Here is a 20,289-nt window from a genome sequence, read left to right on the forward strand (position 1 = left end):
GGGAAAACTTGAGTATGTAATATGCTTCGTTTGCAGAGCATTTCTTTGTCAGGTATTGTGAATAGCTTTGTGATGACCTTTGGAGTATGTTGGTTGTAACAAAAAGAAAGGAGAAAGACTTCTATGGAAACCAAAAACATCTGTGGCAAGATACCAGTAGAATTACATGAAAAGGTCAGGGAAGAACTGGAAGGAACAGAAATGACAATTCCTCAGTTTTTACAAAAGGTTATCGAAGAGCATTTTATGAAAAAAGGAGTGGAAAAAATGGAAGCAAAAACATTGGCAGTACAAGTATCCGAGGAATTATTCAACCGCTTAAAAGAGAGAGTAGAAAAGGAAAAACGCCAAAGACGCGGGCGTTTCACTCAGAAAGACTATCTGATCGAAATTATTACCCAGGCACTGGATGCAGCGGATGAACTGGAAAAACAAGATGAGGATGAACCGGAACTTCATGTAACACAGCCTGAAGAATTGGAATTAGAGAATGAAGAGCGTCTGCAAGAGGCAGAATCAGAGGAAGAAACAGAATAAATAAGGAAACTGTATAAAAAGTGCGGGTATGCCCGTACTTTTTTTCGTTGAAGGGAGTGGTCAGAAAAAATATTCGATTTTTTGATATGTTCAGCGGTATAGGGGGATTTCGGGAAGGGCTCAACAGGGCTGGTGGTTTTTCCTGTGTTGGACATTGCGAAATCGATAAGTATGCAGACCGAAGTTATCGAGCAATTTTTAACACAGAAGGAGAGTGGTTTTGTAATGACGCAAAAAAAATACGCCCAGAAGAACTACCAGAGTTTGATCTCTTGTGCGGAGGATTTCCGTGCCAGGCTTTTTCAGTTGCTGGAAAAAGACAAGGTTTTGAAGATGCCAGAGGAACTTTATTCTTTGAAATTGCCAGACTGGTTAAAGCAAGACGACCTCCGTATCTTTTACTTGAAAATGTACCCGGATTGTTATCGCATAACAAAGGCGCGACGTTTAACACCATCTTATATACGCTTTATGAACTGGGGTATCATGTGGAATGGCAAGTGCTTAACAGCAAGGATTTCGGAGTCCCTCAGTCCAGAAAAAGAGTGTATCTTATCGGATATCTTGATGAAAGATGTGCCGGAAAAATATTACCTTTCACCGGAGCAAACAAGAAGGCTCTTGTTCAAATCGTCCCAGGCTGCCAAGGGAGCAGAGTTTATTCCAAAGACGGATTAAGCTGTACTATCACTTCCACTGCAGGAGGGATGGGAGGAAAAACAGGGCTTTATGATGTTGGGGTACCCATTAAGGAAAATACCAAAAAAGGTTATAAGATGGCATATGAAGGCGACAGCATTGATCTGGGATATGCCGGGATGAATACCCGACGGGGAAGAGTGGGGCATCAGGTTGCCCATACGCTGACAACGGGCAGTACCCAGGGAACCGTGCATTTTGTAGATCTGGATTCCAGACTGCGTGTAACCGAAGTGGCACGCTGTATCACAACAAGGCAGAATAGCCTTAGTGACAAACATCTGGGGGAACGCTCCGGAGCATTGGAAGAAGAGGGACCAAGAGCTGTTTTGACACCCGAAAGGGAAAACGTCCGTCAACAGGGACGTAGGATGAAAGCACCAGAGGAAGAAATGTTCACTTTAACTGCACAGGACCGGCATGGGGTGTGTTATGAAGGAAGAATCCGGAGACTGACACCACGGGAATGCTTGAGATTACAGGGATATTATGAGGAACAGATCGACAAGATCCTGGAACTTAATTCTGATGCACAGGCATATAAGCAGGCCGGAAACGGGGTAACCGTTAATGTGATCGAAGCCATAGGAAGACGCTTGTTTCAGGTACATTCCGGTATCCATGTTCTGCAGTAAGGTGGTGTCAGGATGGATCTGAAAGAACAATACTTTGGAACCGAAATAGAAATGACGGGGATTACCAGAGAAGAGGCAGCAAACGCAGTAGGAGAATTGTTTGGAACACAGCCATATTATATCGGAACCTACTACAGTACTTGGGGAGTCAGAGATCTGGAAGGAAAAGAGTGGAAGTTTACCTACGATGGGAGCATCCATACACAGCGAAGAAATGGAAACCGTTATGTTTATGCAGATAGTGAGTACAGCACAGAAATGGTCAGTCCGAAACTGGAATATGGCGAAATGGAAAAACTGCAACAGGTTGTCCGCTGTTTAAGAAGCCATGGGGGAAAAGTCAATTCCTCCTGTGGAATGCATGTTCATGTGGATGCCTCCAATCATACACCACGAAGTTTAAAGAATGCGCTCACGATCATGTATTCCAAAGAAGATATTTTATTTAAAGCATTGCAGGTAAACCCCAGCCGGGTGGAACAATGGTGTAAAAAAGTCCGTGAAAATGTGCTAGAAGATATCCGGAAAATGCCTTCCGGGAATATGTCCATGGATAAATTTCGTCAGCTGTGGTATGAGGAAAGAAGAATGGGAGGAAGATCGCATAGTCACTATGATGATACCAGGTACTATGCGCTGAACCTGCATGCTGTGTTTGATAAGGGAACGGTGGAATGGCGGTGTTTTAACAGTACCCTCCATGCAGGAAAAGTACGTGCAAATATCACTCTTGCTTTAGCAATTTCTGCTCAAGCTATCAATCAGAAATGTACCCATATGAGAAAGACGGAGATTTCTGAAAATCCCTGTTTTACTTTTCGGACCTTTCTTCTTCGGCTTGGCCTGATCGGACCAGAATATAAGAATGTGCGGAAACACTTATTGGATCATCTGGAAGGGGACAAAGCATGGAGATATGACAAGAACACCTATGAATGTCTGAAGAGAAAGCAGGAAGAGCGATAAAGGAGGGAAAGTTATCAAAGAACGTTTGTATTTTGCGTATGGAAGCAACATGAATCTGGATCAAATGGAATTTCGATGCCCGGATGCAGAAGTAATAGGAAATGTAGTGGTGAAAGATTACCGCTTGGTATTCCGGGGGAATAGCAGGGGAAATGGAGTAGCCAGTATCCTGCCGGAGCAAGGGGAACAGGTATCGGGTGTGTTATGGAGTATTACAGAAAAATGCGAAAAAAGCCTGGATTACTATGAAGGATATCCATATCTATATGGAAAACAGGATATTCTTGTGCAGTGTGAAGATGGGCAGGAACTTTATGCAGCTGTATATATTATGAATGAACCCTACCAGAGCCAGCCGTCACTTCCGGGCAAATTATATCTGGAAGGGATTCTGGAAGGATGCAGGCAGAATGGATTATCGGAAAATGAGATCCAAAAAGCTGTCCATACGACCAGAAAAGAAATGAAGAAGCAAGAGAAGAAAAAAGAGTCTCATGGTCGGGAAGTGGGACGATAAGGATAAAGGAGAAAGAATGATTATGAAAGGAAAATGGAAAACCAGAGCCATGGCATTTGTCATGGCTTTTAGTATGGGAATGAGTTCGATGATTTCTTCATCCGTTTATGCTGCGGCGGAACAGCCGGAGACAAAAGTAGAAACGGAAACGCAGGTATTTGAGGAACAGACAGAAGAGAAGGTAAGAGCAGAAGATATTGTAAAAGATGTCTCAGATAAAGAGTTCCGGGTAGAAACTTCTATGGAAGGGATTTCTTATGACCCGGAGCGGGAGAGTGTCCTGCTGTCTGAAATCAAAGATCAGGATGGAGGCTCTTTCCAGCCGGAAAACCCAGGTGTTTATTACGCACAGTATCTGGTTACCCCAAAAGATGGAAGTGAGCCATATATGATTGGACGGACCATCACATTGACCGATACGGAAGGGCTGGCACACTCGGAATCCAATGGCGGGGAGAAACAGAAGGAAGATACGTCTTCTGAAGAAGAGTCGGAGCAGCCTCTTCCTGTAGAGATTACCAGTTCCCAGCCGGAAGATACCCCGGATGTCCTTGCAGAACTGGAAAGAGATATTGAAGAGGGAAATGTGATGATGTTTTCTGCTGCAGATGGTATGGGAAAAAGTGAAACAGTCCATCTGAATAAAGGACGGACCATTTACTATCCGGATTATTTAGGTAATTATCTGACATGCTTATTTACGGTGAATGGAAAACTGGCGTACTGTCTGGAATCCCACCGTGCATCACCGCCTACTGGTGACTATGTTGCGGATATTCTGGAAAGTAATAAGAATCTTCAGAAAGTTCTTTATTATGGATATGGTGGAGCTGGAGATATCACAGGCAGTTACCTGTCCGGGAAAAGTGATGACGAAAAGTATGTTTATACCCATCTTGCAGCATCTTATGCCTATTGTGGGGATCTGGCATTTACAGGATGCCCGTATGAAAACCTGGTCAATGCAGGTGTGATTGCTTATATCAATCACTTATTTGGCATGGAAGAGCCGCCAAAAGGTGAGCTGTCTTTTTCCAATGCAAATGTGACTGCAGTAAGAGAAGGTGATATCCAGAAAACACCAGATATTACATTGAACGGTGACCATCGGAATAAGATTACCATTCCTGTTCCACAGGGTGTAACCGGATATAACAAGTCAAAAGGAACAAATGTAAGCGGCGGAAATCTGGAAGTTTATGGGGGAGATACGTTCTATCTGCAGGCACCTCTTACGGTAACTGGGAAATGGGAAAGCGGGCAGCTTTATGGTTCTGTCCGTGAGAGCTGGAAAACATTGGTTTTAACTTCCACCGGAGGAAACAATCAGGATATCGGAGCATTTATCTCTGAAAAAGCAGCTCCGGTATCTTTTGATATCCAGTGGCTAAATCTTGCCAGAGTTAAGATTCTGAAAAAGGATGCGGAGACAGGGAACCCGTTAGATGGTGCAGTCTATGGCGTTTATAAAAACAGTACCTGTACGGACCAGCTGTTGACCATTGCTATGACAGGTGAAGACGGTATCAGTTACAGTGACTATTTTGATGCAGCATTAGAAACTGTTTATGTAAAAGAGATCACAGCGCCTAATGGATATGCAATCAATAAGACTGTATATCCGGTTCATGTGTCCGCTGGATCAAGTGTAGAGGTAGAAGCAGTAAATACCTCGGTAAAAGGCAAGATCACGGTGAAGAAACAGGACGTGGATACGGGAGATTTCCTTCCGCAGGGAGATGCAAAACTGGACGGTGCTGTTTACGGGCTGTATGCGAAAGAAGATATCCAGAAACCAGATGGAACTGGAGTTTTATACAAAGCAGGAAGCCTGATTCAGGAAAAAACCTTTGGAAAGAGCGGAGAAATCGTATTTGAGAATGTATACCTTGGAGCAATGTATGTGAAAGAAATCGCTGCACCAGAAGGATACCTTCTGGACGAAACGGAATATGATGCAACGCTTATTTATGAAGGACAGGAAAAACCGATTGTAGTAAAGGCGCTGACTGTCAAGGAAAAAGTTAAGAAACAGGCGTTTCAGATCATTAAGATTTCAGAGGATGGAGATCAGACAGAGACAGATTTAGTGGAGGGAGCAGAATTTACCATATATCTGGTCAGCAATCTCTCCAAAGTAAAAGACGGTACCTTAAAACCGGGAAATGGTTCTGAATTTACCCCGGAAGATTTTATTGGTTATGATTTTACAGACGAAGAAGTGGCAGTCACATATGAGGATGGGAAAGAAATAGAAGTACCTGTCCTTGTAACAGATAAAAAAGGATATGCCAAGAGCGTGGAACTTCCATATGGACAGTATGTGGTTGCAGAGACCAAAACACCGGAAAATCTGAAACAAGTCCATCCGTTTTTGGTAACTGTAAACGAAGACAGCAGAGATCCGCAGGAATGGAGAGTCTTTGATGACCGCCCATTTGAATTCATGCTGAAGATCATAAAGAAAGATGCGGAAACAGACCATAATGTATTAAATAATTCTGCAACTTATAAGATTTGGGATTTTGAGAAAAAAGCATATGTGGAACAAATGGTATATTATCCAGAGAAAGAGAAAATCTCTGAGTTTTCCACTAATGCAGACGGATATCTGATCCTGCCAGAAGAATTAAAGGCAGGGCATTATCGGATTGAAGAAATCCAGGCACCGGATGGATATGTGAGACAAGGGTATGAGGAAGAACAAACAAAGGCTATTGAAATTGTGATTAATTCCGACACGCCTCATCAGATCGATCCGGATACAGGCGCTTATATTGTGGAAGTCGTACAGTATAATGAGGCGCAGACAGGTCATCTTACTTTGCAAAAAGTAGGAGAACAGCTAAAAACAGTCAAAGATGAGAACCTGCTGGAAAAAGCAAAAAAATTCTTTGTAACATTGAAAGATATGGTCATGGGGGAAGTTTCAGTTGAATCTGGACTGGAAAAGAAGTTTATCTATGAGGAATCCGGTGTGGAAGGAGCTGTCTTTGAACTTCATGCAAAAGAGACCATCTATACGCCAGACGGAGCTGTAGATGAGAATGGAGACCGCATCATCCGGTATGAAAAAGATGCACTTGTGGCAACGCTGACTACAGATGAAGATGGGAAAGCGGAAATAGGAGAGCTGCCATTAGGAAGTTATTATTTAAAAGAAACGACAGCTGGTGACCATTTTGTCTTAAATCCTGAACAGAAGGAGTTCACACTTTCTGCAGAAGATGACACAGTATCCGTTGTTTATGAAGGTGTTACTTATAAGAATGAGCGACAGAAAATCCAAATTTCTGTAGAGAAAAAAGATTCCGTATCCAAAGAAGCACTGGAGGGTGTGGTGTTTGGTTTATATGCCGGGGAAGATATCAAAAATATGCAGGGTAAGGTTGTAGTAGAAAAAGATACGCTGCTTGAAACGAAAGCAACCGATCCGGAAGGAAAACTTACCTTTGACAGTGACCTGTGGCATGGACATTATTATGTAAAAGAAGAGCAGCATCTGCCGGGATATCTGCCAAATGATGAAATCTGGGAAATTGATGCAACATATGAAGACCAGAATCTTCCGGCCATCTTTCTGGAAAAGGAAGTAGAGAACCAGCCGACAGAAAGCTATTTTACAAAAACAGATATTGTAACCGGTGAACCGGTAGAAGGTGCCAAACTGCAGATTCTGGATGAAGAAGGAACCGTTGTCCGTGAATGGATCACAACCAAGGAAGAACATCTGGAATATGCACTTCTGGCGGGAAACTATATCCTTCATGAAGAACTTCCACCGTTAGAGGATGGATATGTAAGTGCAGAGGATGTGTCTTTTGAGGTTAAAGAAGATGGAACGATCACAAAAGTGGAAATGAAGGATGATTTTTCAAAAGTGGATATCAGCAAAACGGATATTACTGGAGATACCGAGCTTGTAGGTGTGAAACTTCAGGTATTAAACAGCAAAGAAGAAGTGCTGGATGAATGGATTTCCGATGGAACAGAACATCGGATTGAATATCTGCCAGTGGGAGAAGAACTGACGCTTCGTGAAACCCAGACAATTTCTGGATACACGCTGGCGGAGGATGTGAAGTTTACTTTAGAGGATACGGGTGAAGTACAGAAGGTATCCATGAAAAATGAATTTGTCTATGGAAAAATCTTTTTAAGAAAAACAGACCTTCAAAGCGGGGATGCCCTTGCAGGTGCAGAATTTGAAATCCGGAATAAAACGACCAATGAAGTGGCCGGAGTTCTTAAGACAGACCAGAACGGGCAGGCAGAAAGTGTGGAACTGCTGATCGGAAGTTATAATGAGAAGGGAATCAAAGAACTATTCCAGTATGAAGTTGTGGAGACAAAGGCTCCAGAGGGATACCAGCTGGATTCCACGCCACATCCGGTTACCTTTGATTTAGAAGGAGAAAAGGATGGGGAGATTTTAGTGGAGCTGGATGTGACAAATCATAAGATTCCAACAGATGTTCCCAAAACAGGAGATGATACGGTATCACCAATAGTGCTTCTTGGTATTTGTGCGGTTTGTGCAGGTATATTGATTGGGTGTTGTGTTTACAGAAAGAAAAAGAATTGCAAAAATGATAAAGAATGATTAATAGTGTTATATAGAGATTGAAATCTATAAGAGAAAAAGAAAAGGGAAGAGGAGATTACTCCTCTTTCCCAGAATAAAGAAACCTAGAGGATTCTAATAGTTTATCGATTAAAGCTTCTTTTTTTCTATTTTGAATTTCATCATCACAATCATTTATTAGTTCTATGGCTAAACATATGTTTTGTAAATGAATAAGGGTATTAAAATCACACTGAACTTGTTTGCTGCATTGCTTATATATCCAAAATATTATACTGGATATAAAATTAATAATAATACCACCAATAATTCCCATAGTTTTTGCCTCATCTGCAAAATACAATGCGGAAAAAATCAGTAATGCAAGTCCTGCAAAACAAGATATAAGAGCGCAAATAAATATTGCAATCATTTGGCGCCTATTATTTTTGTAATAAAACTCAGATTCTTTTACAATTTGTCTCATTAGTTGATTACTAATATTATTTGACAAATCACAATCCATCATTGGTGAAGTGGACTCATCTTTTAAAGTCATTTTAACTACTACTAGAAGAATTATAAACATGCCAAGAATTATAAGTAGTAGTGGTAACATCCCAATAAATTGTTCCAAAGCTGTCTTATCTATAGGTGTTTTTGTTACAGTTCTAGTAGTTGTCACTAAGGCATTCATGCTTCTACAGTTTTCCCCCTATATATTGGTGAATTTTCTTGTTATAATACTAATATTAGCATAAAATATAATCTTATTAAAGCAACAAAAATAGAAGGAATTAGGTATAGCTATGATAAATAGAAGTAAATTAGATCGCTTGATTGCAGAAAAAAAGGCAAGAAATAGGGCATGTCATGTTATTGGATTTATTATTGCGATAGTGTATATATTTTTATACGAAATATGGTGGACAAGAATTCCTGCTTATAATGATCTGATATACAAGTTAGGAATATTATCAAGCACTCTTAGCTATTCCATTGTTGCTAGTTATATTTTTCACTATATTATTACAGTAATACCAGAAAAGAAAAAGCGAAAAGAAATGTCGTTTGCCTTACAATATCACCATGAAATTCTCATTGATATATTAAGTGACTTAATGGTAGCAGTTTTACAAGAAGATAATTGGAAGAGTAAGGACGTACATGAGTTGCAGAAGGAATACAGAGAAAAAAGCAAAACTAGAAAAATAAGAAGTGAAAAATGTCATGGAATGATTGAAGATGAACATGCAACAACTTATATAGAACCAGATACATTGTTTATAATATCTCGATTATTAGAACGTTTAGACGATACGTTTTCCAATATTATGGAGTTAGCATATTATATCGAGAACATTGATTATTTGGAAAATATATTAAATCTTTCAGAATCAAAAACATTAGCAAAATTAGGAATATGTAGAGAGGCAGTTAAAAATGAAGAAAAAGTCGAAGGAAATACATATTTAGATTATATTTTTAGAGTGGAATTGCCAGAGTATATTTTTGATGAGAAGTTGGGGATTTTTCAAACAGTAAAGAATTTAACAATGTGGGATAAAATCTAGAGTTTATTTGTGAAAAAACAATTTTAAACAGCAGGAGTACGGTAATGAAATTATCGTGTTCCTGCTGTTTTTGTCTGAAAGGAGAAAAAAGATATGAAACGATTTTATACAGCGGAATCCGTAACAGAAGGGCATCCGGATAAACTCTCTGATCTGATTGCAGACAGTATCTTGGATGAGTGTTTAAAAGGGGATCCAGAAGCAAGAGTAGCCTGCGAGGTACTTGCAACAAAGGGAACGGTACTTCTGGCCGGGGAAATTACAAGTAAGTATGAGCCAGATGTTTTGGCGGTTGCTGAAGATGTAGTAGAAAAAGTGGGATACCAGGCAGGAGAAATCCTCTTTGATGCCTTGATCCATCAGCAAAGCCCGGATATCGCACAGGGTGTTCAAAACTCCATGGAATCCAGAAAGCAACATGCAGCTGGCGAGGAATGGAAAATGGGCGCCGGAGACCAGGGAGTCATGACGGGATATGCATGCAGTGAAACGAAACAATTTTTGCCCCTTCCCGTGGTACTAGCACACCGGATTGTCCGGGAATTGTCGGCTTGCAGGATCAGTGAATATATCCAGGGATTACTGCCAGATGGGAAAGCACAGGTAACCGTGGAATATGAAGATGGGAAACCTGTCCGTCTGGATACGGTCATTGTGTCCTGCCAGCATGTTGAAGAAAAGTCCAAAAAAGATCTGGAACGGGAGATTCGACAGAAAGTGTTGCGCCCGGCACTGCGGATGCTTCCACCAGATGAGGATACCAGGATTTTGATCAATCCGTCAGGAAAATTTGTGGTGGGCGGTCTGGATGCAGACACGGGGCTGACAGGAAGGAAATTAATGGTGGACTGTTATGGAAGCATAGCACCACATGGAGGCGGTGCCTTTTCTGGAAAAGACGCAACAAAAGTGGATCGGTCAGGGGCATATATGGCAAGGTATATTGCCAAAAACATGGTGGCTGCCGGATTGGCTGAAAAGTGTTTGGTTTCGCTTGCTTATGCAATTGGTGTGGCAGAACCTGTGATGGTGCAGGTAGATACTTTTGGTACTGGAACTGTGTGTGCGGATGACTGTCTGGCTGCAGCCATTCCGCTGGTGTTTGGTTTGACGCCAAAACAGATCATAGACCATTTTAAGCTGCAACGCCCAATCTATGGCCAAACAGCGGTGTTTGGACATTTTGGAAGAAAGGAGTTTCCGTGGGAACGTACCGATAAGGTAGAAGCACTACGGTCAGCACTATTGTAATGCCGTGGTACGAAAAGGAAGATTTGGAAAAGGCCAGAGAAATGACAGCGATTGAATACTTAAAACAATATGAACCACAGCGGCTCAAACCCTGCAGAGGTCTTCGGCATGAATATGAACTGATTGATCATGACAGCTTCAAGATCAATGAGATCACCAGCCAGTGGCATTGGAAATCCAGGGATATCGGAGGAATCAGCGCATTGAATTTCCTGGTTCATGTGAATGGGATGTCTTTTCTGGATGCAGTTGGTTTTTTACTGGAGCAGAACCCATCCTATATACCGCCTAACATACAGGAACGTGAAATGGCAAAGAAGCCATTTGCTCTTCCAGAACGTGCGAAGGATGTAAACCGTATCTGGGATTATCTGAAACACAGGGGAATCAGCAGGGAAACTTTTGTGTACTGTGTGAACCAAGGAATTCTCTATGAAAGCTTGCCATATCATAATGCTGTTTTTGTTGGCAGGGATGAAAAAGGACAAGCCCGGTATGCTTTCCTGCGGGGAATCTATGACCGGGGGAAACCCTTTAAGATGGAACAGTCAGGAAGTGACAAAGCATATAGTTTTTGTGTTCCACCAAGTGGGAAGTGTTGCAGAGTGGCGGTATATGAAGCGGCAATCGAAACCTTAGCACACATGACGCTGGAGGGAAATCGTACAGATAAATATCGCTTGTCCGTTGGAGGGATTTATGCTCCAAAAGATGGCAGGCGAAAAAAAGAGGAAAAACCGCCACTGGCATTGGAACATTTTCTGGAGAACCATCCGGAGGTTACGCAGATTGAAATCTGTACCAATAATGACGGACCAGGCAGATATGCGTGTGAAACTATGAAAAGAACATATCGGGATAGATATGAGATTTTGATAAACTTACCGGAGCGTGAAGGGGCAGACTATGCAGACCTGTCAAAGGAAGCATGGGAAAAGAAAGAAAAAAATCGAATGGAAAGGTAGGAGTCTCTATGGAACGAAAACTATATTTATTATCACCATTACAGGCAGAATTTTATGAAAACGAGAGTGACCGGATGTACCCAGATGACGTGATGGATGGCCGTGCACTGGCAGTATATGGAGCAGACATTCTACAGAAGATGCAGGAGAGAGCGGATCATGTAGGAGAAGATTTGATGGAATATTACGATGAAAAGGATTCCGTCAAAGAAAAAGTTACAAATCTGGAGCTGTCGGTTGTCTTAAAGGATGGAGAACTTATGGGATGTGCGGAAGTTACCATCCAAGCGCCCTTAGATCGATGGGAAATGAATCGACTGGAAACTTATCTGACTGGGCAATATTCCGATGGCTGGGGAGAAGGATTTGAACAGCAGGATATTCCGGTAGAAGATGGTGTTTTAAATGTTCATTTCTGGAATAGTGACTATTTCCGGATGGATATCCTGCACAAGATTCCGGAGCAGATAAAACCGGAATGTGCAGTAAAACCAAAGTTAAAACTGCTTGGACATAATGGAAATGTTTTTTCTATTTTAGGTGATGCCAGCAGGCTTTTAAAACAGAATGGACAGCCAGAAGCCGCAAAAGAGATGTTTGACAGAGTCACGTCTTCCAAAAGTTATGAGCAGGCACTTGCGATCATCAGCGAATACGTGGAAACGGAACTGAGTAGGGATACGGATCAACCAAAGCCAGAGAAACAAGGAAAAAAGAAAACAGAAAGGGAAAGGTAAACCTATGGAATATGCTGTATTTAAACAACAGATTATGGAACAGGCAAAAAGGATTCTGCCACAAGAAGAAGGTTATGTAATCACTATTGTGGATCAAACAGAGTATGGGCTTGGCAAGATGTTGATCATCAATAAGTCTGACAAGGAAGTTGTACCAGGCATCTCTATGGAGGAGATGTATCAGGATTTTTCACAGAACAAAAAAAGTATAGAAGAAGTTATAGAAACTATACAAGATACAGTAAATACTGCATTTACGATGATTCCAGAAATAGATGGTACGCATGGAATTGATTTTAGAGATTATGATTACATAAAAGATCTGCTGGTGGTAGAATTGGAACGTTCAGAGTTCAACGGAGAACATTTATCTCATGGAATTTTTGAAAAGCAGCCTATTGGGGCATTGGTTCTGTACCTTAGGTTGGAACAGAAGAACCAGCTGGTTATGGCAAGACTGGGAAGGGATGTATTGGAAGTTTGTGGCGTGAGTCAAAGTACCATGATGAAGCAGGCCATGGAAAATACTATAAAAATAAATCCTCCTGTGGTGATGCCAGTGGATACCAATGACAGGTTTCCTTACTTTATCCTGTCTAACAAAGATGGGCGAAATGGAGCGACTGCCATCACTTATCCGGGAATGTTAGAACAGTTAAGGAAAATGGCAGGTATGGATTATTATGTGATTCCAGCCAATATCCATGAAGTTTTGATTGTAGGAAAAACCGAGAATGCGCCGATAAAATATCTTAGAGAGGCGTTGAAACAAAGAAACCGTGAAATGGGTATCCAGCAGATGTTAAGTGATCATGTCTATGAGTATAGTGGAAGAGATAAAAAATTGAAACGTTGTCTCGATGAAAAGAAAAAAAATCGGGAGCGATAAGAGAAAAGTAAACTCGAAAAAACGGTTAAATCGTTGAAGAGAAAGGATGATGCCTATGGAACATACCCTGCAGTTAGGGGAAATATTGAAAGATGGAATGTATCCTGTGGAGTCTGAAGGAGGAGATAACTGGAGGATCTTACACGGAGATACACTGAAATTAGTAAAAGCGTTTCAACCGGGAACTTTTGATGCAGTGATCACAGATCCGCCCTACGCATCGGGCGGTACAAAGCAGAATGAAAGGAACCGTACAACCAATCAGAAATATAGCAGCATGTCACCGGAAAAAGCCTTGCCAGATTTTGACGGCGACCAGAAAGATCAGCGTTCCTGGACCCATTGGATGGCAGAATGGCTGTATGATGTGAGAAAAGCATGTAAAAGTGGTGCTCCGATTTGCCTTTTTATTGATTGGAGACAGTATCCATCGATGACGGATGCTCTTCAATGGGCAGGGTGGATCTGGAGAGGAACAGCGGTCTGGGATAAGACAAACAGCCGGCCACAGAAGGGAAGGTTCCGCCAGCAGACAGAGTTTATCATATGGGGAAGTAACGGACCTATGCCGATCAGCCGTCCGGTTTCCTGTCTTCCAGGTGTGTTCCGATATGGGAATCCCCAGAACCGGGTGCATGTGACAGAGAAACCGCTGCAGTTGATGAAGGACGTGGTGCAGATATGCGAACCAGGCGGAAGAATATTAGATCCTTTTGCCGGAGCAGGTACTACGATTCTTGCGGCTGCCCAGCAGGGATACCAGGCAGTGGGAATTGAAGTGACAGATGCCTATTTCCAATTGGGAACGGAAAGAGTGAGAGAAGCATTGAAAGAAGAAGTGGATGTCCAATAGGATGTCCATTTTTTCGTGATAGAAATTTAGGGCATCCATAAGGATGCCTGGCGAAAGGAGATGAGATATGGATCGAGCGTTTGCGTATGTGAGCTGCTCCGAAGAGGACAGCAGAGTAAAGGTGCAGAAATACTGCAGAAAGATTTATGAACTGGGGTATATTCCAATCTGTCCCAGATTTGGATTTGTCCCATTTTTGGATGAGAGTAATGCAGAAGACCAGCAGGGGCTTGCACAGATGTCCATGCTTCTCTTAAAACGATGCCGCATGGTAGTAGTCTGTGGAAGTGAAGTGACAGATAACATGAATACAGAAATCAGTACAGCGGATCGACTGCATATTATCTGTACGACTTTAGAAGGGCTGATTCAGATCAAAGAAACAAAATAAGGGAAAAGGGGGAAAGGAAACAGACTTGCGGTGCGACTCGTTTTGCAAGCATAGCGTTTGGATATCCAAACGCCCTTTGGGGAGAACCCCAATCCCCCGTGACAGAGCATGAGAGGAGATCAAATATGTGGAATTTTATCATAGGTGCAATGTTTGGCGGTATGTGTGGAGTTGGAATTGTGTGCCTTACGGTGATAGGAAAACGAGCAGATGAGGATATGGAACATATTGAAAAGAAGAAAGAAACATCAGCATTAGAGGGGAAGGTGTCTGAATGAGGAAACGCAATCATGTGATTCCTATAAGGCTGAATACAAAAGAAATGAAACATCTGGAGACACAGGTTGCAGTCAGTGGGCTAAACAGGGAAGAATATCTCCGTACCCTGATCTTAGGGGCGGAAGTGCGTGCAAAGCCTTGTACCCATCATGCAGATTTGCTACGGAAAGTTGCAGGATTGTGTAATAATGCGAATCAGCTGGCACACGTTGCCAATGCAACAGGAACTGCCAGCCAGGAGAGTGTCAACGAAATGCTGAGGATATCCAGAAAAGTCTGGGAAGAAGTAAGGGAAATGTGGTGATGACTTATTGCATATACAAGTATTATTCCCGTTCACCGCCTGGACCGTTCTGTAGACTATATCCGGGATAAAGAAAAGACTCAAAAGAAAGGGAATACTGCCGGTTCTCTGGAAGAAGCAATCGACTATGCATTGAACCGGGATAAAACAGAGCAAGTGTTTTTTGAAGATGCCATTGGCTGTACCATAGAACAGGCATATCAGGATATGATTGCTACAAAAAAAAGATTTCATAAAACAGACAAGGTGCAGGGCTTCCATCTGGTACAAAGTTTCGCAGAGGGAGAGGTTAGTCCGGAACTGGCACATTTGATAGGAGTGGAGCTGGCAGAGCGTCTGCTGAGAGGACAGTTTGAAGTGGTTATCACCACTCACTTAAATACCAGTCATTTCCATAACCATCTGGTCTGGAATTCCGTGTCTATGGAAGATGGGCATAAGTATCATAGTAATGAACAAAGTTATTATATGGAGATTCGAAAGATTTCTGATGAACTTTGCCGAAAATATGGGTTGTCCGTAATCCAGACAAATCAGAAAAAAGGGATACATTATGTACAATGGAAAGCGGAGAAAGAGGGAAAACCAACCTGGCGGACAGCCATCCGTTCGGATATTCGTGAGGCAGTGAAAGCAAGCTACAGCTGGACTCAGTTTGTAAAAGAAATGGAAACAAGAGGTTATGTATGGCGGACAGATAGGAAATATCTTGCTCTAAAGGCTCCTGGAATGGAACGATATGTACGCTTACGATCTTTGGGAAAAGGATATGGAGAAATGGAAATCCGGGAGTGGATTTTAAGACCAAAGATTCGGGAGACAGAAAAAGTATATCTGCAATGGTCAAAACAAAGAAAGAAACGGACCGGACTACAGGCATTGTATTATTCCTATTTGTATCAGATGGGTGTTTTTCAAAAGAAACCCAAGCGCATTCCTTATGAAGTGCGGGAAGATATCCGCAGGCTGGATCAGCGGATTGCGCAGATAGAATTTCTTCAGAAACAGGACATTTCCACCATAGAACAGCTGCAGGAATTCCGGCACCCGCTGGAAGAAAAAATGGCACAGTTGCTATTGGAACGCCGGCAACTGTATCGCAGCCAGCCCGGATGTGAACGGATTGGAAAGATTACAGAAGAGATGAAACAGATCCGCAAGGATATTCGGATGTCGCTGCGGATTGAGCAGTATTCCGTAGAAATGGAGCAGCGGATGAAACGGGCAAAGGAGAGGATGGAACAGGCAGAGAAGAATATGCAACGAAGGAAGGGGCAGTTAAAGGAATCCTATGTGAAGTAAAAAATCGAGGAGGTGAGCGGTATGAATTACGGTGGTGATGCGGCAGATCAAATTGTTCGTTATTCGATGGAAGGGATGGAACATACGCTTCGGATTTCCGGGAGTATCGCAAAAAATCTGGCAGTTTTCATCGTAGCAGTGTTAAAAGACCAGAAAAAGACTTATGGAAAGACACAGATGGTACGTATGATCAAAGAACGAAGGCCGACCAAATTTTTTACCGTGCCGGATGACCGTATGAAAGAATTTGCCAGAGAAGCAAAAGCAAGAGGTCTTTTATATGTCGTCATTAAGGATAAAAAGAAACCGATCAACAACGAGATTATGGTATTTGCAGAAGACGCTGCCAAAATGAACCGGGTATTGGATCGCATGGATATTGACTATGTAAAAGCAGAATCCGGGAAAGTGGAATTTGATACAGGAGATCCTAAGAGAGAAGAAACAAAAGATATAGATCTGGGAGGAACATCAAAGCAAGGTCAGGAGAAAAAAGTTCAGACCGTATCCATGCCAGAGGGAACTATTGAATTTGAAATTGATGAATCGGATCAGAAGTTTGATTTCGGGGATATGTTCTTTGAAGAAGGAAATTTTACGCAGGGGAAGGAAGAAAAGCTTCCGTCCGGGACTTCCTCGCCCAGCAGAGATTTTTCTTCCGGTCAGAAAAATAGGGAACATGGAGTAAAGCCTTCTGTGCGTGCAGAGATCAAAGAGATAAAAAAGGAGCAGGCACAGAAGAATCGGCAGAAACAAAGCAGACAGCGTCAAAAGACGAAAGGGCGAAAATACAAGAAAAAGGGAAAAGGGAGGTAATGCTATATGGATTTAACAGGGATGATTCAGAATCCTGTGGAGGATCAGAACTCGGAGCAAAAGTTATCGAAAGAAGAGTATGCAGCTTTAAAGAAACAGGAGCGGGAAGAAACGTGGATGCAGATCGATGGACAGGCACAGTCGGTGTTCCGGGATGGAGCGTCCTTGCAGAAGTTTCTGGATTTTATGGCAGGGCAGTATAATATGCCAAAGGTTCCGAACCTTTTGCTTTTATATTCGCAGAATCCTGAAGTAAAGCTGGTAAAATCTTTTGATGAGTGGAAGCATGACAGACGTTCCTTAAGAACAGGAGTACATGGCTATACTTATATTATTGATACGAAGTATGAGAAGGATGGAGAAATGCGTTCCGGTTATGCGATCAGCAAGGGTTATGATATTACGCAGACCAAAGGAAGGCCGTTAGAGGAACGTCCTCAGAAAGATATCCACACATTATTGGAAGCAGTGTTGAAAAATCAGAATATCCGTCTGCAGATTGCGGATAATCTTCCGGATAAGATTCAGGCACAATATATTCCAAATCAAAGGACGATTTACATACGAAACGGAATGTCAGAGATTACTACTTTTCATGCTATTAACCGAGAACTTGCCTGTGCAGCACTAGACCAGCATGATGGAAACTACGCCAGAAACAGAGTTAATGCACAGGCATTTTGTGCCACATATATATTAGGAAAAAGATATGGTGTGGATGTCTTCGGTTTTGATCTTGAGAAAGTGGCAGGAATTCAGGAGCATGGTCAGAAAGATCCACAGGAGTTAAGGTTATTCTTAAATGATGTCCGGACAGCAGCTTATGGAATCCGTGGTCATATCGAACGGAATTTACGGGAGCCGGAACAGCAGTTTGTGACAGAGGATACCTTTACAGTAGGAGAAAGCGAGAAAAAATCTCCGGACAAAGGGAAAAAGAGTAAAAATGAACCAGAGCGATAAAGCGCAGTAAAAGTTGGATTTGTGATAGCTATTGCGGAACGTGTGTGATATGGTTGGTGTAAGAAAGGCAGGTGTCGTATATGACAAAATATTATATCGAAATGAAAGAAACCAAAAGAAATATGATGTCAGATGCATTGCTGAGTCTTTACCGGAAAAAAGGACCTGAATCAGAAGAGGCAAGACAAATGGGTTTAAAACTCTGGGATTTTGATCTGAAAGAAAAGAGGATGGAAATCACTTCTGATGAACAGAGGGTTCTTCGCCATGCCTTAAACGATCTCCGCAATCAGCGTTTAGAAGAAGGAAAATATACTGATGGTGTGGAAGCAGCTATCATGGAGGTTATGAAACCCCATAGGACCAAGCACTTCCCGTGGTAAAAGGAGGGGTGATCATTCAGATATTAGATCGAAAACAGGTAGAACGCATACGAAAGATGTATCCAGAAGGAACGCAGATTTGCTTAGATGAGATGGAGGGTGAAAGGAATATGCCCTCTGGATTAAAAGGAAAAGTATGTTACGTAGATGATGCCGGACAGATCCATGTGAACTGGGAAAATGGTAGTTCCCTTGCGGTATTGCCAGAAGTGGATTCGTTCCATAAAATAGGAGAGCCGCATAAGAGAAAGGAGCATGGCATGCAGAGGTAACATTTAGAAAAACAGACCTTATTGTCTGGGGGATTTTTCTTCCGATTGTCTGGTGGATGGGGGCTTCCCTTGCCTGTGCGATTCAACCAGGGAAAAATATATTTGAAATTTTAGACAGGCTGAGTCAGATTCTTCGTCAGCCTTTTTCTTTGCACTATACCGTATATACGGGAAAGTGTTTCTTGATTCTATCATTTGCATATATCACAGGTATCTGTATCTATTATGCCCAGCAGAAAAATTATAGAAGAGGTGTGGAACATGGTTCGGCAAAGTGGGGAGATGTCCATCAGATCTGCCGGAAATACCGTGACAAAGACTATGTCCAGAATCTGTTACTGACACAGAATTTCCGCATGAGTCTTGACTGCTATAAACATAAGCGGAATTTGAATGTATTGGTAGTGGGAGGTTCTGGAGCCGGAAAATCAAGAACCTATGCAATCCCTAATATCATGCAGTGCTGCCTGTCACAAGGGGAAAGTGTCAGGGGATGTTCTATGGTTATTACAGATCCTAAAGCGGAACTGCTCCGAAAAACGGGTGGACTGTTGGAACGGATGGGATATGAGGTTCGGGTGTTTGATCTGATCAACCCAGATACCTCCTTTTGTTATAACCCATTTTGTTATGTCCATGATGACAAGGATGTGTTAAAACTCATCAACAACCTGATCCGCAATACCACACCGAAAGGTTCACAGGCATCGGATCCATTTTGGGAGAAGAGCGAAACCGCGCTGTTGCAGGCTCTGATGCTGTACCTGTTACATGAGGCACCGCCGGAAGAGCAGAATTTCCCTATGATCATGGAGATGTTAGGCAGTGCCCAGGTTAAGGAAGAGGATGAGGAATATCAGTCTCCTCTGGATATCTTGTTTGAAAGGTTAGAAATGAGAAAGCCGGATAGCATTGCGGTGAAACAGTATCAGATTTACAAGCAGGCAGCGGGTGTTGTACGCTCTAAAAGACTTCTTAATCAAGCGGTTGGGAAGTCTCTTAGAACACACAACCTAAAACCGAAGAAAGGAGCGCAAGTTATGAGAAAAAACGAGAAAATCACTGCTCTGTATGAACGATTGAGCCGTGATGACTTTGGCAAAGATGATGACCAGCAGCGTGAGAGCAATTCCATTTCCAACCAAAAAGCAATGTTGGAGGAGTTCGCCGCACGGCAGGGGTTTACGAACATTGTCCATTTCACGGACGATGGCATTAGCGGCACTTGCTTTGACCGTCCCGGATTTCTGGCAATGATGAAAGAGGTTGAAGCCGGAAATGTGGAGTATCTGTGTATCAAGGACATGAGCCGCATGGGTCGTGACTATCTAAAAGTAGGTCAGATTATGGAAATCCTGCGTCAGCGTGGCGTTCGCCTTATCGCCATCAATG

The 20,289-nt window shown here is 42.3% G+C and carries 21 protein-coding genes; 20 read left to right on the top strand and 1 reads right to left on the bottom strand.

Going from position 1 to position 20,289, the window contains the following annotated elements; genetic code table 11:
- Window positions 1-123: 123 nt before the first annotated feature.
- The 5 genes from LI162_RS02580 (at window position 124) to LI162_RS02600 (ending at window position 7,957) form a co-directional block, all read left to right on the top strand.
- On the top strand, window positions 124-537 hold the full coding sequence (locus tag LI162_RS02580; RefSeq protein WP_004613159.1) for a hypothetical protein: 414 nt from the start codon (window positions 124-126) through the stop codon (window positions 535-537).
- 86 nt (window positions 538-623) lie between these two features.
- Window positions 624-1,871, top strand: a complete 1,248-nt coding sequence (gene dcm, locus LI162_RS02585) for a DNA (cytosine-5-)-methyltransferase (RefSeq protein ID WP_179962484.1) — start codon at window positions 624-626, stop codon at window positions 1,869-1,871.
- A 12-nt stretch (window positions 1,872-1,883) separates the two neighbouring features.
- Entirely contained in the window at window positions 1,884-2,837 is a 954-nt protein-coding gene (locus LI162_RS02590; RefSeq protein WP_004613156.1) for an amidoligase family protein, read from the top strand.
- 13 nt (window positions 2,838-2,850) lie between these two features.
- Window positions 2,851-3,354: a gamma-glutamylcyclotransferase family protein gene (locus tag LI162_RS02595; RefSeq protein WP_117636662.1), complete on the top strand. Its 504-nt coding sequence runs from the start codon at window positions 2,851-2,853 to the stop codon at window positions 3,352-3,354.
- Between the two features lie 22 nt (window positions 3,355-3,376).
- A complete protein-coding gene (locus tag LI162_RS02600; RefSeq protein ID WP_227155667.1) occupies window positions 3,377-7,957 on the top strand; it encodes a SpaA isopeptide-forming pilin-related protein in 4,581 nt (1,526 codons plus the stop codon).
- 58 nt (window positions 7,958-8,015) lie between these two features.
- Here the strand turns inward: LI162_RS02600 and LI162_RS02605 are convergent, their stop codons facing one another.
- A complete protein-coding gene (locus LI162_RS02605; protein WP_117636660.1) occupies window positions 8,016-8,615 on the bottom strand; it encodes a TRADD-N-associated membrane domain-containing protein in 600 nt (199 codons plus the stop codon).
- A 112-nt stretch (window positions 8,616-8,727) separates the two neighbouring features.
- Here LI162_RS02605 and LI162_RS02610 point away from each other — a divergent pair, with 112 nt between their 5' ends.
- From LI162_RS02610 to LI162_RS02680, 15 genes are all read left to right on the top strand, one after another.
- On the top strand, window positions 8,728-9,492 hold the full coding sequence (locus tag LI162_RS02610) for a hypothetical protein (protein WP_117888726.1): 765 nt from the start codon (window positions 8,728-8,730) through the stop codon (window positions 9,490-9,492).
- Between the two features lie 93 nt (window positions 9,493-9,585).
- Window positions 9,586-10,743 (top strand): methionine adenosyltransferase, encoded by a 1,158-nt coding sequence (gene metK, locus LI162_RS02615; protein WP_117636804.1) that lies wholly within the window; start codon window positions 9,586-9,588, stop codon window positions 10,741-10,743.
- Window positions 10,743-11,708 (top strand): DUF3991 domain-containing protein, encoded by a 966-nt coding sequence (locus LI162_RS02620; RefSeq protein WP_117636805.1) that lies wholly within the window; start codon window positions 10,743-10,745, stop codon window positions 11,706-11,708. The genes metK and LI162_RS02620 overlap by 1 nt, the downstream gene beginning before the upstream one ends.
- 8 nt (window positions 11,709-11,716) lie before the next feature.
- Window positions 11,717-12,445 (top strand): hypothetical protein, encoded by a 729-nt coding sequence (locus LI162_RS02625; RefSeq protein WP_227155668.1) that lies wholly within the window; start codon window positions 11,717-11,719, stop codon window positions 12,443-12,445.
- Window positions 12,446-12,449: 4 nt separating this feature from the next.
- Window positions 12,450-13,334 carry a DUF5688 family protein gene (locus tag LI162_RS02630; RefSeq protein ID WP_117636807.1) on the top strand — a complete coding sequence of 295 codons (885 nt, stop codon included), beginning with the start codon at window positions 12,450-12,452 and terminating at the stop codon, window positions 13,332-13,334.
- A 55-nt stretch (window positions 13,335-13,389) separates the two neighbouring features.
- The gene (locus tag LI162_RS02635; RefSeq protein ID WP_028087628.1) at window positions 13,390-14,187 is read left to right on the top strand and encodes a DNA-methyltransferase; all 798 of its coding nucleotides are present in this window, start codon (window positions 13,390-13,392) and stop codon (window positions 14,185-14,187) included.
- 67 nt (window positions 14,188-14,254) lie between these two features.
- A complete protein-coding gene (locus LI162_RS02640) occupies window positions 14,255-14,578 on the top strand; it encodes a DUF7768 domain-containing protein (RefSeq protein ID WP_117636809.1) in 324 nt (107 codons plus the stop codon).
- Window positions 14,579-14,703: 125 nt separating this feature from the next.
- On the top strand, window positions 14,704-14,856 hold the full coding sequence (locus tag LI162_RS02645) for a DUF3789 domain-containing protein (RefSeq protein ID WP_117636810.1): 153 nt from the start codon (window positions 14,704-14,706) through the stop codon (window positions 14,854-14,856).
- Window positions 14,853-15,161 carry a plasmid mobilization protein gene (locus tag LI162_RS02650; RefSeq protein WP_004613145.1) on the top strand — a complete coding sequence of 103 codons (309 nt, stop codon included), beginning with the start codon at window positions 14,853-14,855 and terminating at the stop codon, window positions 15,159-15,161. The genes LI162_RS02645 and LI162_RS02650 overlap by 4 nt, the downstream gene beginning before the upstream one ends.
- 6 nt (window positions 15,162-15,167) lie before the next feature.
- Entirely contained in the window at window positions 15,168-16,463 is a 1,296-nt protein-coding gene (locus tag LI162_RS02655) for a relaxase/mobilization nuclease domain-containing protein (protein ID WP_165853781.1), read from the top strand.
- Window positions 16,464-16,484: 21 nt separating this feature from the next.
- Window positions 16,485-17,279, top strand: coding sequence for a PcfB family protein (locus LI162_RS02660; protein ID WP_117636812.1), 795 nt, complete (start codon window positions 16,485-16,487; stop codon window positions 17,277-17,279).
- A gap of 6 nt (window positions 17,280-17,285) precedes the next feature.
- Window positions 17,286-18,242, top strand: coding sequence for a hypothetical protein (locus tag LI162_RS02665; protein ID WP_227155670.1), 957 nt, complete (start codon window positions 17,286-17,288; stop codon window positions 18,240-18,242).
- A gap of 80 nt (window positions 18,243-18,322) precedes the next feature.
- A complete protein-coding gene (locus LI162_RS02670) occupies window positions 18,323-18,625 on the top strand; it encodes a hypothetical protein (RefSeq protein ID WP_117636814.1) in 303 nt (100 codons plus the stop codon).
- Window positions 18,619-18,897, top strand: a complete 279-nt coding sequence (locus tag LI162_RS02675; RefSeq protein WP_117636815.1) for a DUF4314 domain-containing protein — start codon at window positions 18,619-18,621, stop codon at window positions 18,895-18,897. The genes LI162_RS02670 and LI162_RS02675 overlap by 7 nt, the downstream gene beginning before the upstream one ends.
- Window positions 18,898-18,953: 56 nt before the next feature.
- On the top strand, window positions 18,954-20,289 hold a 1,336-nt coding region (locus LI162_RS02680), incomplete at its 3' end, for a type IV secretory system conjugative DNA transfer family protein (protein ID WP_227155672.1).

Source organism: Mediterraneibacter sp. 210702-DFI.3.120, from assembly GCF_020561005.1.
Classification (GTDB): domain Bacteria; phylum Bacillota; class Clostridia; order Lachnospirales; family Lachnospiraceae; genus Mediterraneibacter; species Mediterraneibacter faecis.